Source organism: Paracholeplasma vituli (assembly GCF_025446935.1).
Classification (GTDB): Bacteria; Bacillota_I; Bacilli_A; order Acholeplasmatales; family UBA5453; genus Paracholeplasma; species Paracholeplasma vituli.
In genome coordinates this window covers 49,157-64,024 of the sequence record NZ_JAOEGN010000013.1, presented here as the reverse complement: position 1 = coordinate 64,024, position 14,868 = coordinate 49,157, and the positions used below count along the sequence as shown (strand labels likewise).

At 37.0% G+C, this 14,868-nt stretch carries 14 protein-coding genes; 3 read left to right on the top strand and 11 right to left on the bottom strand.

Going from position 1 to position 14,868, the window contains the following annotated elements; genetic code table 11:
- Positions 1-194: 194 nt before the first annotated feature.
- Positions 195-893 carry a DsbA family oxidoreductase gene (locus N7603_RS07155; protein ID WP_262096738.1) on the bottom strand — a complete coding sequence of 233 codons (699 nt, stop codon included), beginning with the start codon at positions 891-893 and terminating at the stop codon, positions 195-197.
- A gap of 101 nt (positions 894-994) precedes the next feature.
- Between N7603_RS07155 and cls the strand changes: the two genes are divergently transcribed.
- Positions 995-2,506, top strand: coding sequence for a cardiolipin synthase (cls, locus tag N7603_RS07150; protein ID WP_262096737.1), 1,512 nt, complete (start codon positions 995-997; stop codon positions 2,504-2,506).
- An 83-nt stretch (positions 2,507-2,589) separates the two neighbouring features.
- Complete coding sequence (locus N7603_RS07145; protein ID WP_262096736.1) at positions 2,590-3,126, top strand: DUF1836 domain-containing protein; 537 nt, start codon at positions 2,590-2,592, stop codon at positions 3,124-3,126.
- 24 nt (positions 3,127-3,150) lie between these two features.
- Here the strand turns inward: N7603_RS07145 and N7603_RS07140 are convergent, their stop codons facing one another.
- The 6 genes from N7603_RS07140 to N7603_RS07115 all read right to left on the bottom strand — a co-directional run bounded on the left by N7603_RS07140 (position 3,151) and on the right by N7603_RS07115 (position 9,878).
- Positions 3,151-4,245 carry a hypothetical protein gene (locus N7603_RS07140; protein WP_262096735.1) on the bottom strand — a complete coding sequence of 365 codons (1,095 nt, stop codon included), beginning with the start codon at positions 4,243-4,245 and terminating at the stop codon, positions 3,151-3,153.
- Positions 4,245-7,256: an EAL domain-containing protein gene (locus N7603_RS07135; RefSeq protein WP_262096734.1), complete on the bottom strand. Its 3,012-nt coding sequence runs from the start codon at positions 7,254-7,256 to the stop codon at positions 4,245-4,247. Before N7603_RS07135 ends, N7603_RS07140 begins: the two co-directional genes overlap by 1 nt.
- 3 nt (positions 7,257-7,259) lie before the next feature.
- Entirely contained in the window at positions 7,260-8,114 is an 855-nt protein-coding gene (locus tag N7603_RS07130) for a choline/ethanolamine kinase family protein (RefSeq protein ID WP_262096733.1), read from the bottom strand.
- 2 nt (positions 8,115-8,116) lie between these two features.
- Positions 8,117-8,560, bottom strand: coding sequence for a metallophosphoesterase family protein (locus N7603_RS07125; RefSeq protein ID WP_262096732.1), 444 nt, complete (start codon positions 8,558-8,560; stop codon positions 8,117-8,119).
- Complete coding sequence (gene rdgB / locus N7603_RS07120) at positions 8,557-9,126, bottom strand: RdgB/HAM1 family non-canonical purine NTP pyrophosphatase (protein WP_262096731.1); 570 nt, start codon at positions 9,124-9,126, stop codon at positions 8,557-8,559. The genes N7603_RS07125 and rdgB overlap by 4 nt, the downstream gene beginning before the upstream one ends.
- Before the next feature lie 98 nt (positions 9,127-9,224).
- Positions 9,225-9,878: a potassium channel family protein gene (locus N7603_RS07115; RefSeq protein WP_262096730.1), complete on the bottom strand. Its 654-nt coding sequence runs from the start codon at positions 9,876-9,878 to the stop codon at positions 9,225-9,227.
- Between the two features lie 109 nt (positions 9,879-9,987).
- Between N7603_RS07115 and N7603_RS07110 the strand changes: the two genes are divergently transcribed.
- Positions 9,988-11,136 carry a CPBP family intramembrane glutamic endopeptidase gene (locus N7603_RS07110; RefSeq protein ID WP_262096729.1) on the top strand — a complete coding sequence of 383 codons (1,149 nt, stop codon included), beginning with the start codon at positions 9,988-9,990 and terminating at the stop codon, positions 11,134-11,136.
- Here the strand turns inward: N7603_RS07110 and N7603_RS07105 are convergent.
- The 4 genes from N7603_RS07105 to der all read right to left on the bottom strand — a co-directional run bounded on the left by N7603_RS07105 (position 11,111) and on the right by der (position 14,866).
- On the bottom strand, positions 11,111-12,061 hold the full coding sequence (locus N7603_RS07105) for an ankyrin repeat domain-containing protein (protein WP_262096728.1): 951 nt from the start codon (positions 12,059-12,061) through the stop codon (positions 11,111-11,113). The two genes, N7603_RS07110 and N7603_RS07105, sit on opposite strands and share 26 nt — an antisense overlap.
- Before the next feature lie 91 nt (positions 12,062-12,152).
- The gene (locus N7603_RS07100) at positions 12,153-12,428 is read right to left on the bottom strand and encodes an HU family DNA-binding protein (RefSeq protein WP_262096727.1); all 276 of its coding nucleotides are present in this window, start codon (positions 12,426-12,428) and stop codon (positions 12,153-12,155) included.
- A 126-nt stretch (positions 12,429-12,554) separates the two neighbouring features.
- Positions 12,555-13,556 carry an NAD(P)H-dependent glycerol-3-phosphate dehydrogenase gene (locus tag N7603_RS07095; protein ID WP_262096726.1) on the bottom strand — a complete coding sequence of 334 codons (1,002 nt, stop codon included), beginning with the start codon at positions 13,554-13,556 and terminating at the stop codon, positions 12,555-12,557.
- Positions 13,553-14,866, bottom strand: a complete 1,314-nt coding sequence (gene der, locus N7603_RS07090) for a ribosome biogenesis GTPase Der (RefSeq protein WP_262096725.1) — start codon at positions 14,864-14,866, stop codon at positions 13,553-13,555. The genes N7603_RS07095 and der overlap by 4 nt, the downstream gene beginning before the upstream one ends.
- Positions 14,867-14,868: the final 2 nt, after the last annotated feature.

Here is a 14,868-nt window from a genome sequence, read left to right as displayed (position 1 = left end):
ATATCAACAAAGAAGGATTAAGACAGTACAAATTAGCTTTAGAGATATAAAAGAACTAAGAACCGTAGGGACTACGGGGATAGCCTATTGAGTCACTGGTGGGTACACTGGTTTGGATAGGAAGCCCTCACTTCTATTAAGTGGTGGGTAGTTCACAAGAGAATGGTTAACGCGAAAAAAAAGTGCCTGAGCACTCATTTCTTAGGTTGACGCTCACAGTGTTCGCCCACACAATAGGTGGTCTTGGTCGTCTTCTTCGGTCTGGTTTCATAATAGAGTTCCTCAAGTGTATCAAAGAAATAGAGTTCATTTTGAGCACCTGAAATACTATATTTGCGATTCAAGATGAAAAACGGAACTCCTCTTAATCCAAATCGATTGGACTGTTCTATGTCTTGTTGAATTTGATTCAAATAGATTTTATCCTTGAGTATTTGAGTGACCATTTGGTTATCCATACCAACTTCTTTCGCGATTTGAAGGAGAACTTCTAAATTTGAGATATCCAAATACTGTTGAAATTGAGCCTCATACACAAGGTCGACAAACTTAAGCTGTAACTCACCACTTAGATGTTGCATCAATTGATGAGCAAATAGGGTGTTTTTGGGTATAACGCGTTCGAAATCAAGTGGTATGCCATCCTCAAATGCCATCATCTCAACCGTGTGATTCAAGCGCTTAGCTTCTTCTATACTGATGTCTTTATGTTTGGCTAACCAGTCGTGACTATTCAAGTTTTCGCGATTATCTTCATTTGGTGACAACAAGTAACTGCGATAGGTTATGTTCACATCTTGTTTATGTTTAAAGCGATCTAAAGCCTTAAATAAACGGTTTTTGCCGAGATAGCAAAATGGACATGTAAAATCGATCCATATTTCTATATTCATAACAATCCCCTCCGTAAATTCATTATAGACTTTTGGAGATGAAATCTCAAAAGATATACCCAAAATACGCTTTTTTAGTATAATTAGAGTGAGGTGGCGATATGACAAGATTATTAAGGTTCATTACACATCGAATTACAATCATTGGTATACTCATTTTGGTCCAACTCTTCATATTCGGATGGTTGGTTCTTTCGGCTTCTAAGCTAAGCCAGTGGGTACTTTATAGCCTTGAATTCCTATCGTATTTTGTTGTGTTTTATGTCTTAATTTCTGATGAACCCTTAATCTATAAAATTGCCTGGATTATTCCGATTTTAATCGCTCCAATATTCGGTGGATTCTTCTACTTATTCTTTAAAAACCATAATCTAACCAAAAAAGTGACCGCGCAAATGTCCAAGATACAAAGCTACCGGATCATGAATCTAAAGAATGAAGGGATTCAAATCGAATTCGAAGACCCCCAAATAAAGAAAATCGTACACCATTTACAAATGGATGTCTGGCCAATCTATGAGAATACTAAAACTACCTTTATACCAACAGGTGAGGCCAAATTTAACTATTTACTCGAACTTTTTAAAGCAGCTAAAACCTGCATATATATCGAATATTTCATCATCAATACGGGTAAAGCATTCGATCAAATTTTTCCCATCCTAAAAGAAAAAGCAGCCGCTGGTCTGGATGTCCGAATTATATATGACGACTTCGGTTCATCAATGAATTTACCTAACGACTTTGATAAAAGACTTCGTAAAGCAGGTATTCAAGTCTATAACTTTAACCCTGTTAGACCGCGACTAAATCTATCGATGAACTATCGAGATCACCGTAAAATCGTCATCGTTGACCATCAAAAAGCCATTACAGGTGGTATGAACCTTGCGGATGAGTATTTCAATGTGATTGAACGATTTGGTCATTGGAAAGACGCTTCAATTTTGATTGAAGGGGATGCGGTTAAAAGCCTTTCTAGGATATTTTTAACCAACTGGGAACATAAAACAAAACAATTTGAAAAAGTCGACGATCACCACTTTATTAAAATGCCATCAGATGGCTATGTTATCCCATTTTCAGATAGTCCACTCGATCGTAACTTAATCACAAAACATACCTATATGCTGATGATTCAATCTGCTAAAAAGCATATTTGGATTACGACACCGTATTTCATTATAGACCAAGAACTTCAGACAGCACTCTATTTACAAGCGACTTCAGGGGTAGAAATCGATTTATTTATTCCAGGTATACCCGATAAAAAATATATCGCTACCGTATCAGAATACTATTATAAACAGTTATTGCAGCTACCTAATGTGAGAATCCATAAGTATAACAACGGCTTTATTCATTCGAAAATTGTGTACATTGATGATGTTCAAGCTACAGTAGGTACTACTAACTTTGACTTTAGAAGCCTTTACTTGCACTTTGAAAACACAGTATGGCTTTATAAAACGAGTAGTTTGGTTGACATCAAATCCTATTTAGATGAAACCTTAGAAAACTCAACGTTGTTGACACTCGAGTCTCTAAAAAAACGTAATCTATTTTATAAACTGTATCAAGGGATTTTAGTCGGATTTTCGTATTTGTTCTAGAACCTTGTTTCGGTTATGAGGTAAAGTTATAACAAAAACGACATAAACGCACTCAAATATGATATACTGATTTTGGTGATATGATGAATGAACTCAATGAACTAATCAAATTATTACATGTGTTTAAAACCCCAAGTTATGACAAATTACCTGAAATCGATCTTTATATGGACCAAGTTTTGACTTACATCAAAAAGAATTTACCCCCATTTAAAGATTCCGACAAAGACATCATTACAGCATCGATGATCAATAACTATGTCAAAGACAATGTTGTTAAGAATCCAGTTGATAAGAAATACGATAAAGAAGCAATTGCTTCTTTGATTATGGTTGCGAATCTAAAACGGGTCTTACCAATTCAAGACATCAAGAGTATTCTATCTGACCCAAACGACGTCGAAGCACTCTATTCAGTTTACCAAATAAACTTAGATCGAGTTATTCAATCCATGTTAGGTATTGAAGCTTCATTGACCTCAGATGAAACCGTAAGAAAAGTTGCCTTAGAATTCGCAATTGAAGCTTCAGTAAAGGCTTATTTCGCTCATATGATTCTATCAAGTGATCCAACACCACACAAAGAAAGAAAGAAAAAGTCAAAAAGCACTCAGGAATGAGTGCTTTTATCATTTTTGTAGTTGTTAATCCGAAATTGATTCGGTACGTTTATATTTTTCTAAGGCACTTCCAATTAAAAATATACGCTGTTCTGAGGTTTGTTTTTGAAGCCACGTCAATAGTTTTCTAACTCTAAGGTTGTTCTTCGCATCCTCTAGGAGTTCTTTTAAGTCTTCATAGTGGTACGGGTGGTCAAACGATTTTAAATACTTTAAATACTTTTCGCGGGTCCCATTTTCACGGATAAATTTGAAAAAACTAACCAATAATGCTGGATGTTCGATTTTAACATATTGAGGTTCAATCGATTCGATGTGGGAAGTCATTTCATAGATTTTATAAGCTTGTTCAGCTTTCATATATTCCACAAATTCACGCTTCTCTTCATCAGATTCACGCCATTTGTTAAGTAGATTTAGAAGCTCAATACGCCATATTAAGCGGTTATGAGAATCCCTTGGGATATCTCTATTCTGTAAAAAACTAGATTGGATACGATCCAATAAATTCCCATCAAATGATTGAAGTAAAATCCCATCCATGAACTGTTTTGCCAATATCGATAATTCAGGTTTAAATGTATCTTTACGGAGGTGCATCGCGATTTCATCGATGATCATTCTGGATTCTTGATGGTAATCTTCAATCAACTCTTGTGTCGAAATATGATGTTTGAATACCTCATGGGCCTTTTGTTTAAAAAAGTGTGTTTCATAGGTAATGGTCATCATTGAAGTTTCTGGAATGGAAAACAATGAGAATCCAACACCACCCGTCGAATAGGTACGATGGGTTGGGTGACCGACAATGTCATTACGAATGTACTTAAGTTCACGTAAGTTCTTGTTTTGGTTGACGTTAACTGCATATTTATTGCTCATGGTTAATTTGGTTAAATCATAAAGGGCGTCAATTGAGACGAACATGTTTTGTAAAAGTCCGTAAATATGGATGAGTACCTCAGAGGTATTTTCAATCTCACTTTTAGCTAAAAATGCTTCAATAATGCCTTCAGATTGTCTTAAAACATGAATACAGGATTTAATTTTAAAATGTGTTTGGTTGAGATCGTGGTTTAATACCAACGATTCAATCTGATCTAGAGATTCTGTGACCATTATTTAGCCCCCTCAATCATTTGAATGAGTTTTTCTTCACTATAAGTCATTTTGGATTCTTTAACATAAATGGCTGGATAATCTTTAAGTTTCTTCTTATCTGTATCTTCAATCGATTCTAAAATCAGTCCCATTTGGTGGTTTTGAAGATAGTCTTTAAAACTCAAAATGAAATCTAGTGTTTTGAGCTGATCGAGTTTTATGGGTTCACGGCGATGAATGAAATGAACCGATGGCATCGTTGAATAAAACCATTCAGATGCACCGATATGAATACCTAAATCAGCGAGTTCTTGTGTTTTCATCCATTCAACTCCACTTAAACTTGTGGACTTTATCGATAACTCAATTACAGAATATGGTAAATCATACTGTTTAATTAGACCAATGACGTAGGCATTAAAATCTTTTTGTCTGAATGTGTCTTCATCAATCGATATTGAAAGTCGGATATATTTATCTGTTTTCACCGCGAGCTGACTCAAAAAATGGAAAGCGGTTTTTAAAACATATTTGTCGAGTTTATCAATTTGAAGTCTTCTTTTCGCTATCAAATAGTAATAGTTAGGGTCAACACTTAAGGTGTCTAATATAGGGTTCACTTGATACAAGAATACTTTGTTGGTCTGTAAATGAATAATCGGTGAGAATACCAACTTAAGCTGTTCTTGGGTGATGGCATCGTCCATTTGTTCGATAATCGACACTTCAAATTGTTCTTCTTGATAATCCTGGAAGTCAAAGTATTGGAATGGGACATGGCTGTAACGGCGTTTCGCTTTTTCAAGCGATAACTGTAAGAAACGCATGACTTTTTCAAGTTTGGTTTCCGTCGTATTCACTGGATAACGAATAACACCTGCATGAGCTAAAAATGGTTGCTTAGCCAGTATTACTGATGTGTTTTCTTTAAGTGCCTTGAAATAGTTTTGGAGGGCTTTTTCGACCGTTCGAACATCGTTATAAGGTAGTACCATCAACACTTGATGATTATCGAGTGTATACACCACTGAATTTTCTAACTGTTTGAGCGAGTAATCGGCAAATTCTTTAAAAAACGCATCGGTCTTCATTTTTCCATAGAGAGATTCAATCGCATCCACACCATGTAGTTGGATTAAAACAAAGGTCGATTTCTTATCTATATAATCCTCAAAATCAATCGAGAATGCATACGTGTTTAAATGCCCTGTAATGCCATCAATTTTCGCTTGTTGTGAAAGTAATTCGTGTTCAATGAGTGTATTTGTAACATCGGTTAAAATTGAAACAATCGCATAATCTTTTATAGAATTGAATTTGATTACTTGTTCTTCAAACATCTTGTTACGGATTTCATATCTGATTACAGAAGGTGTTGGGCTTGTTGTGAGTTTTTGTTTAAATTGCTGGTACTTAATTTGGTCTTCGCCTTTAATGGATGAGGTGTATTCAGCGCTCGATAGATTCTGCTTCAACTCTAAAAGATTAGATGCTTTTAAATTGAGATGCACACCATCTTCAGTTTCTATTTTTAAAGCGATGAGGTTTGAATCAAGTATCGTTTGATAGAATTCTAGTTTTTGAGACACTGTAGCATGTTTATCTTCTTGAGTGAAGGTTTTTTCAATGAGTGTGGTTAATAGTTTTAAATAGTCATCATAAATCGTAGGCGTTGAATCATCTGTTTGATAATAAGATAGTGCCCCATTTTTTATGGCGTATGTATAGAGCCGTTTAACAGTTTCTATATCGTAGGGCTTTCTCGTTATCACATCGTAATTCCAACGGATGATGTCGGTCTCTTCAATGATGTCTTCCTGTTTTAAGAAAGCAGCATGAAAAACGCTTTTTAGAAGATCTTCTTTTTCAATCATTTTGTCGTATAAACGACCTTTACGATACATTTTCAAAGTCCCGTTTAAATAAATTAATACGGTACTAAATGGTTTTTGATCAAGTGCTTGTTCGAGTAAAAAACGTGCTTGTTCTCTACCAGATACAGTTTCTGGTAACGTAAGTCCCGTTTTTAATAACGTGTGAATCGCTTCAAAGTCTTTGGAGCGGTCTATATAGCGTTTTTCAACCAAAGGAATGACTGTTTTTTCAATCATGATGTCTTTTTTTATGACTGGTTCTATTGGTATCTCTACTTCAGTTCTTTCGATTGGTTTACTTAAACTAGATTCGATTTTTTTAAGTTGTTTCAGTTTCTTCGAATAGGTTTCAGCTGAAAGTGTATCTTTTTCTTTATCGTAAAAATCGACTAGACACGTGTAAATGGCCTTTTGATCTTCGACACTTAAGGTTTCGAATTCTTTTTCGTGTTCAACTTCAAAAATTGAGACTTGGTGTGTTTTCTTTAGACCAATTAAGGCTGAAAGATGGTATTTATAAAGTCTTGGGTGATGTTGATTTTGGGTGATAGTTAAAATGGCTTCATAATGATTCGATTTTGTGAGAATATCGAGTTCAATCAGTTGAAGCTTTTGTGCAGTTTCTGGTGACAACTGTCTCATTCTAAGCTGCTTGATCATATCCATAGCGAGATCATACGCTCCAGAATTCACATACCCATCGAGTTTATCTAATTGAAGGGTTTGACGGATTTGTTCGGGTATCGCATCCTCTAACGCTTTATTCACAAACTGATCATAGGGTTCGTTTTCTGCTTTGGCCAGACGGATTAAGTCCATGTAATACATGTATTGTTTCAATATCGGTAATGCCCGTCTACGTTGTTCAATTCGCTTCTTCGCTTCACTGTAATCTTTAAGTTCGATGTAGTTTTCGCTCATTACGAATAAGACTTCAACATAGAGGTCATCATCTTCTTTGTGTTTAAGCTCTTCTAAGAGTGTTTCACAGAGTTGATTAGATAGTTCATACTGTCCTAAATGGGTTAAAAGACTTGCATAAAAGAATTTTGCTTGAGTATGTTCTGATTCATTCGAAGACGTGTTTAAAAACGATTCAATGAGTTGAATCGTTTCGTGGGTTTTAGGCTGTTTTAACAACGCTTCGAGTGTCATAAATTAAACCTCAAGGTGCATATTTTTCAAAGCTTCTGCTTTATCCAAGTACGCTATTGCGACTTTATCAAATGGAATATGGAGTTTTTCAGATAACCCAATTTCATGCTTAAATGTGGCTACTTGGTGCCATTGAAGGGTTAAGAACATACGGTAGAAAATCACACGTTTCTTATCTTCTTTAGTAGCTTGATGGTTACAGTACACATCGAGTAGAGCTAACGCATCGTGAAAATCAATGTTACCAAACTGTGCAATATCATAATATGGGTCATTATTGCCGCTGAATTCAAAGTCTACAACCAAGGCTTCATTATATTTAGTGATGATGAAGTTCGAAGGTTGAGCATCTCCATGGCAAAATACCATTGGCAGTTTTTTATATTGTTCAAACCAAGTTAGCCATATATTTTTTAACTCAACATAGCGTGGGGATAGGGTATGGTTATAAGATTCATACTTAGCAAGTCTGCCCAAATGGTCATAGTCATTTTCAGCCTTTAAGCCCGATTGATGAATCTTCTTTAACGTTTTCGCAACCGCTTCTAAATGAGGTTGACGTGGCATCGATGACAGTACAGTTCCGTTAACATATTCCGCGATTTTTAAACCATTTTCTAGATTGAGGTATACAGTATGGTTGGTAATACCTAGGGACTCAACCAAATCAATGTTCTTACGTTCAATGGTTCTAGAAACAAAGTTTTCTGCTTTATCTCCAGGTTTACGAAATGTGTACTTCTTCCCTTCTGCTTCGATGATATACGTATAATTGCTCATACCACCCATGAGGCGTTCGACAACTTGGACGTCTTTTTTTAAGATTTGACTTGCTAATTTGATGATTTCTTGTTCCATAATTAAACTCCTTGATGGAAAGTTATCTTTCCATTTTCATAAATGGCATAAGACGGGATAATGTTGGAAATCGCACCCGGATTGATGTAGGTTATGCCGTTGTATTCTAATAATTTACGCTCATGGGTATGACCGTAAATGACGTAATCGACTTGGATGTATTCAGCTAATTTGATGAGTTTGTCTAAGCCATATTTAACTTCTTGAATGTGTCCGTGGACCAATAAGAACTTTTTATGATCGATGATCACAATTTGTTGGAGCGGTAAATCTAAATACAAATCACCATTGCCTTTGACTGCTTTCAAATGCAGAGATTCCATTTCAGCTTGAGTCAAAACTAAATCGCCGGCATCCAGATGGTAATCTTTGTCAGCGTGTTTTAGACTGATTGCGCGTAAGCGGTCATAACGACCATGGGTATCCGAGGTGATCAGTACTTTCATATTAAAGCCTCCTTGAGCGCTTGTAAGGCAATCGCTCGATGTGAGATTAGGTTTTTATGTTTTGAATGCATTTCTGCGAGTGTTTGTTTGTATTCAGGAACGAAGAAAATTGGGTCATACCCAAATCCATTAGAGCCTTTTGGCTTGGATTCGATGATACCATATAGGTCACCTTGAAAGGATTGATGGGCATTGGTGGATGGGTCATACAAAACGAGTACACAGGTAAAGTGAGCACCACGGTCTTGTGTATCTCTTAATTTGTCTAAGACCAATTGAATGTTCTCTTGATCTGACCCTCCAGAATATCTGGCACTATAAATACCTGGTTCACCATTTAATGCATCAATACACAAGCCTGAATCATCGGCGAGTGTTAACATTTGGTGTTTCTTGGCATAATAGGATGCTTTTAAGAGTGCATTCTCAAAAAACGAATCACCGGTTTCTTCGACTTCATCGAAATCGTTTAAATCGGAGAGAGTTACCACTTCAAAAGAGGGGTTCAAAATCGCTTCAATCTCTTCTTTTTTATGCTTGTTTTGAGTCGCTACCAACAGTTTCATAGGTTCTCCTTTTTCTTGTATTATAACACATTTAATCGCATTTTTTAGATAGGTAATCCGTAATCGGAAAAAAGAAAAATCAGGGTTTTCCTGATTTTTTAGTGTAAGATACTTTGAAACTTCGACATACGGTCGTGTTTACCTAATACAATGACAATATCCTTACTGCGTAGTTCACTGTCTGCTTTCGGTAAAATGACATTTTTACCACGCTTAATTAACAAAATATTGACATCAAAACGATTACGAATATCCAAATCGACAATTTTTACAGATTTGAAGTCTTCTCCAATGAATATTTCATAGACACCATAATCATCCGTGATATTATAATAGTCTAGAACGTTATCTGACAGTAATCTTCTTGCAAGACGACGACCAGCTGACTTTTCAGATGAAACCACTTCTGTGGCTCCTACTTTCTCAGCTACTTTTGCATGGTAGTCATTATCGACTTTTACAGTAATCTTTGGAACCTTCATTTCCGACAGAATCATGGTGGTCAAAATGCTATTTTCAACATTTCCTGGAATCGAAACAATCACATGGTCTGCGTGTTGTGCACCGATTTCTCTTAAAACGTTGATATCGGTTGAATCCCCAATGACCGCATTTTCAACAATCCCTGTTACACGGTTAATAGCTTCTTCTTTTTTATCTAAAGCGATGACATCCGCTCCGAGTGTGGTGAGTTCTTCACAGAGTGCAATCCCGAAGGTGTCCATTCCAATTACTAAATACGTTTTTTTCATTTTTATCACATCCGATAACATATTATCACATCTTCACTTTTTTTACAAAACATGATGGAAGATGTTGTATAATAGATTTATGATTTTATAAAGCGAAAGGGTCATCTGCATGCATAACAACGAAGAAAACGAAATTATAGATTTCGAATCCCTTTTTAGGAAAGAAGAGACTAAAAAAGAACCTAAATATCCCAATATGCCGCTACCTAAAGGCGTCCTCATGGTCATCACTTATTTCTTGATCATGGGCGTGGTCTCTAGTATCTTTTTATTATTGTTTTATGATTACGAAAACCTAGTTCATCAATATACCCGTGAAGAAGCGATGCTTTATAAAGTAGATAGCAATCCCTATTCGATTGGGTATTTACCGAAAGCTGATTTCGAAGAATTGATTCATTTATATCCAGACATTGAAATTATGTATCAGGATGATGATTTCGTCTTCTTCGGTCACTCAGCAAACCCTTATTTAAAGGCGAATTATACCATTGAAATGCTTCAAGTTTACTTTGAGGACGAAAATGCAACCTGGAATACAGATAGACCAACCGTCCCAGTAGAACTTTACACAATCAAGTGGGATGGACCATTTATTGTAAAATATGGATTTGAAAATCGTGAAGACGCGCTCGTAAGACACCCTCAATCGTTTGTCCTTATCACAGAAGCTGCTTCTGCATTACTGAACTTTGTGGTATACATTTTCCTCGCTTTCACGATATTACCATTTGGATGGAAATTCCTTAAGGATGAAATAATCTATTTCAATAAACCCATAAAACACTTAGGTGTGGACGCTGCGATGGGTTATGTATATATGATACTCGCAAGTCTCGCTGCACAGGTTTTAGTTATGGTTATTGGCTATCTTTTCGATTACGCAGCACCAGTGTCCTTGAACCAACAAGCGATTGAACGAGCCTTGTTCTCATCCAATGGGATATTGATTGTTTTAATGACGGTTGTCTTCGCTCCAGTCTTAGAAGAACTTATCTTTAGAAAAGCATTCTTTGGTTTCTTCAGAAATCAAACAGTCGCTTTAGTTATCAGTTCTGTTGTGTTCGGATTCATTCACGTGAGTCAAGAAACCGAAGTATTAGCGATTGTTACGAATTTAATTACCTATTCAGCCAGTGGGTTTGCACTCGGTTATGTCTATATTAAAAATAAAAACAACGTTTGGTCTAGCATCTTTGTGCATGCTGTAGCAAACGCTGTATCGGTAATGCTTATTTTATTTCAAGCACTTCTTTAAAGGCTTTTAATCCTACTTTATTTGCGTAATCATACGCGGTCATCTGGAAGGTATCTTTTAGATCGCGTACCCCGACATGAATATTTTTAAGCAATAAATCCAAATCCTCGATCAGCACTGCGTGCCGAAGGGGATTTTTTTTAATCATTTGTTTGTAAAAACTACTCGCTTGATGGGTTTCAAGCATACCTTGAATGTCAATTTGACCCAGTTGTATTGCGTACTCTAATGGGGTTTCTCCAAATCGATTCTTAACTTCTATTTCCGCCTCACTAGATAATAAGCGTTGAACGATTTCTGTTTGTCCACTCTTGATCGCAGGAAATAGCGGGGTTTCTTTTGAACTGTTTTTGAGATTAGGATTGTGTCCATTATCCAGTAAGTATTCAACCATGTTCAATGCACCAGTTTCACAGGCAATATGCAAACACGTATTTTTAAAGACATCTAAGTCTTTAGATTTCTGACTGGAATGTTTTAAAATAAATTCTAAAAAAGGGATTTGACGGCTCTTAATGGCGTAATGAATGACACTATGACCATCTCTCGTCTTTTCATTCAAACTCGCACCTGCTTCTAAAAGCAATTTGACCATATCATAATCTGCTTTCATCGAGGCGATATGGATGGGTTGTTCCCCTTTATGATTTTTGAGATTCACATTCGCGAATTTTCGAATAAGTTGTTTGGCTATTTGAAGCTTTCCTTTTTTACAACAATCAAATAAAACTGATTCACCGGTTTGATCTTGAACGTTGATATCGATATCATTATCCAGTAAATAAGCGATGACTTGTCGGGCAGAGGTACGTACTGCATAGTGCAATAAAGTTTGTCCACGTTCATCAGTTTCACTTAAATTCAATTGTGTTTGAAAAAAATAAAGGACATCGTCCGCAGCTGCCTTTAAAAACATTTCTTTCATATTCTCACCATCCTTATTATAACATAAGGCACTTAATAATTAGAGGACGAAATGGCAGAAAAAAAACCCAATCTCTGGGTTTTTCATTAAATTATTTGACTGCGTCTTTTAATACTTTACCAGCTTTGAAGGCAGGAGTTTTTTGTGCAGGAATTTGAATGGTTTCACCGGAACGTGGGTCACGGCCTTCTCTTTTTGCACGGTTACGAACTTCGAATGTACCAAAACCAGTTAGTACCACTTTTTCGCCATGTTTGCCAAGACTTTCAGCAACACTATCAACAAATGCATTTAATACTTCTTCAGCAACTTTCTTAGTTACTTGAGATTTTTCTGCTACTACAGCGATTAATTCTGTTTTGTTCATATTGAACCTCCTTTTGTCTTTCTATCGCCATTATATCACTATTTATTTGTATTAGCAATCTTTTTAACATTTTTATATTGAGATAATTGCATTAAATAGCGGTTATAAGGCAATTAAAGGCGTAAATTAGTCGATTTTTTCGCTCTTCAATGTACGAGTGAGTAATTTTGTGATGGCTTCAGTTAGTGGCATTTCTTCGAAAATGACGTGGTATGCTACTTCAATAATCGGCAGGGATAGACCCTTTTTTAACGCCAATTGATGAAGTGCTTCAATGGCTCTAACGCCTTCAATTGTTTGTCTTTCTTCAGCATAAATTTGTGCCATGGTCTTACCAGCACCAATTTGCTTACCTGCTTTAAAGTTACGTGAGTTTTCAGAAGAGGCAGTAACGATGAGGTCACCAACACCGGTTAATCCGAAGGCTGTCTCACGTTTTCCGCCGTATGCTTCAACTACACGCACGATTTCAACGATACCTCTAGTAATTAAGGCCGCACGCGCGTTTTCGCCCATGTCTAACCCAGTTGCCATACCACTTACGACAGCGATAGCGTTTTTAACAGCACCACCGACTTCACAACCAATGAGATCATCAGAAGTATAAACACGCATGTAAGTATCATTTGAGAATACGGTTTGTAGTGTTTTCGCAAGGGACTCTTTTTTAGATGCTACAGTAAGTAATGTTAGTTTACGACGAATGACTTCTTCAGCATGGCTTGGCCCAGTAAGTACTGCGAATCCAGCCATATATTCAGGACGAATCACTTCTTCAACAATTTCCGATACACGTTTAGACGTATCTGGTTCAATCCCCTTAGAGACGTTGATGAAGAATTTTGGTGTCGTAATCGAGTTATTGATGGTATTCAATAAACCTCGCATCACTTTAGTAGGTACTGCAAGCACTAGATAATCCGAAAAAGCTAAGGCTTCTGATAAGGATTTGGTTGCGAATAAGGTTTGTGGTAAAGGTAAATCAAAGAAAGGGTGGATATGCTTCTCATTGATGGTTTGAACAAATTGTTCATTGATATCGTAAATGATGACATCGTGTCCGTTATCGACTAAGAGTTGTCCGAGTGTCGCTCCCCAAGCGCCACCGCCGATGATCGATAGTTTCATTCTTGTTCCTTCTTTCTAAGTATGAGTTTTAGTGGAGAGCCTGTAAAATCAAAGGCTTTTCTTAATTGGTTTTCTAAATAGCGTAAATAAGAGAAGTGGACAAAGCTTGGATCATTCACGAAAATGACAAATGTCGGCGGTTTGGTCGATACTTGGGTCATATACGAGAACTTCGCTTTACCATGATTAAATTGAGCCGGTGGATTCATCGCGACGCTATCTAACAAGACGTCATTCATAACGGATGTTGGAATACGGCGATTATAAGATTCATAGGCTTTATTGATGGCTGGGAATAAGGTATCAATACGTTTGTTTTCTTTCGCAGATACGAAACATACTTCTGTATACGCTAAGAACTTAAAGGTATCGTAAATAGATTGTTTCATGACACCCATGGTTTTTTCGTCTTTTTGAACAATATCCCATTTATTAACGACAACTACAGAAGCTTTCGCATAGTCTTGGATGTATCCCGCTACGTGCATATCTTGAGCAATGACATCGCGAGTGCCATCGACAACAATCAATGCCACATCGCAGCGTTCAATCGCTTGAAGCGCACGTAAAACACTGTATTTTTCAGTGTTTTCATAGACTTGACCACGTTTACGTATACCCGCAGTATCGATGATGACATATTCAACACCGTCTTTAGTAAATGGCGTATCAATCGCATCACGGGTTGTCCCGGCGATATCAGATACGATGACGCGTTCTTGTCCTAAAATAGCGTTCGTTAAACTAGACTTACCCACATTTGGATAGCCAATAACAGCGAGTCTGATGGCCTCTTCGTGTTCGTCATCAACGAAATCTTCTGGCATGGATTGGACGATTTGGTCCATTAATTCCCCGACACCAATCCCGTGGTTGGCTGAAACCGCAATCGGATCACCAAAGCCAAGGGCGTAAAATTCATAAATACTTTGTTTTAAATCAACGTTATCGACTTTATTTACGACCACGATGACTTTCTTATCCGTTGGATAGAGTCTCTTCGCGATAAATAAGTCGTCATCGGTTAACCCGCTTCTAGAATCTACAACAAAAATGATGAGGTCGGCTTCTTGAATAGCGACGTCAGCTTGTTGTTTTATTTGTTCTAAAAAAGGGGCATCGCTGATTTCGATGCCCCCGGTATCAATCACCGCGAAACTTTTGGTTAACCACTCAGTCTTAGCGTAAATGCGATCTCGCGTTACGCCTGGGGCGTCATCGGTAATCGATAGTCTGGATCCAATCATACGATTGAATAAGCTCGATTTCCCTACGTTGGGACGGCCCACAATTGCTACCTTAAATGGCATTA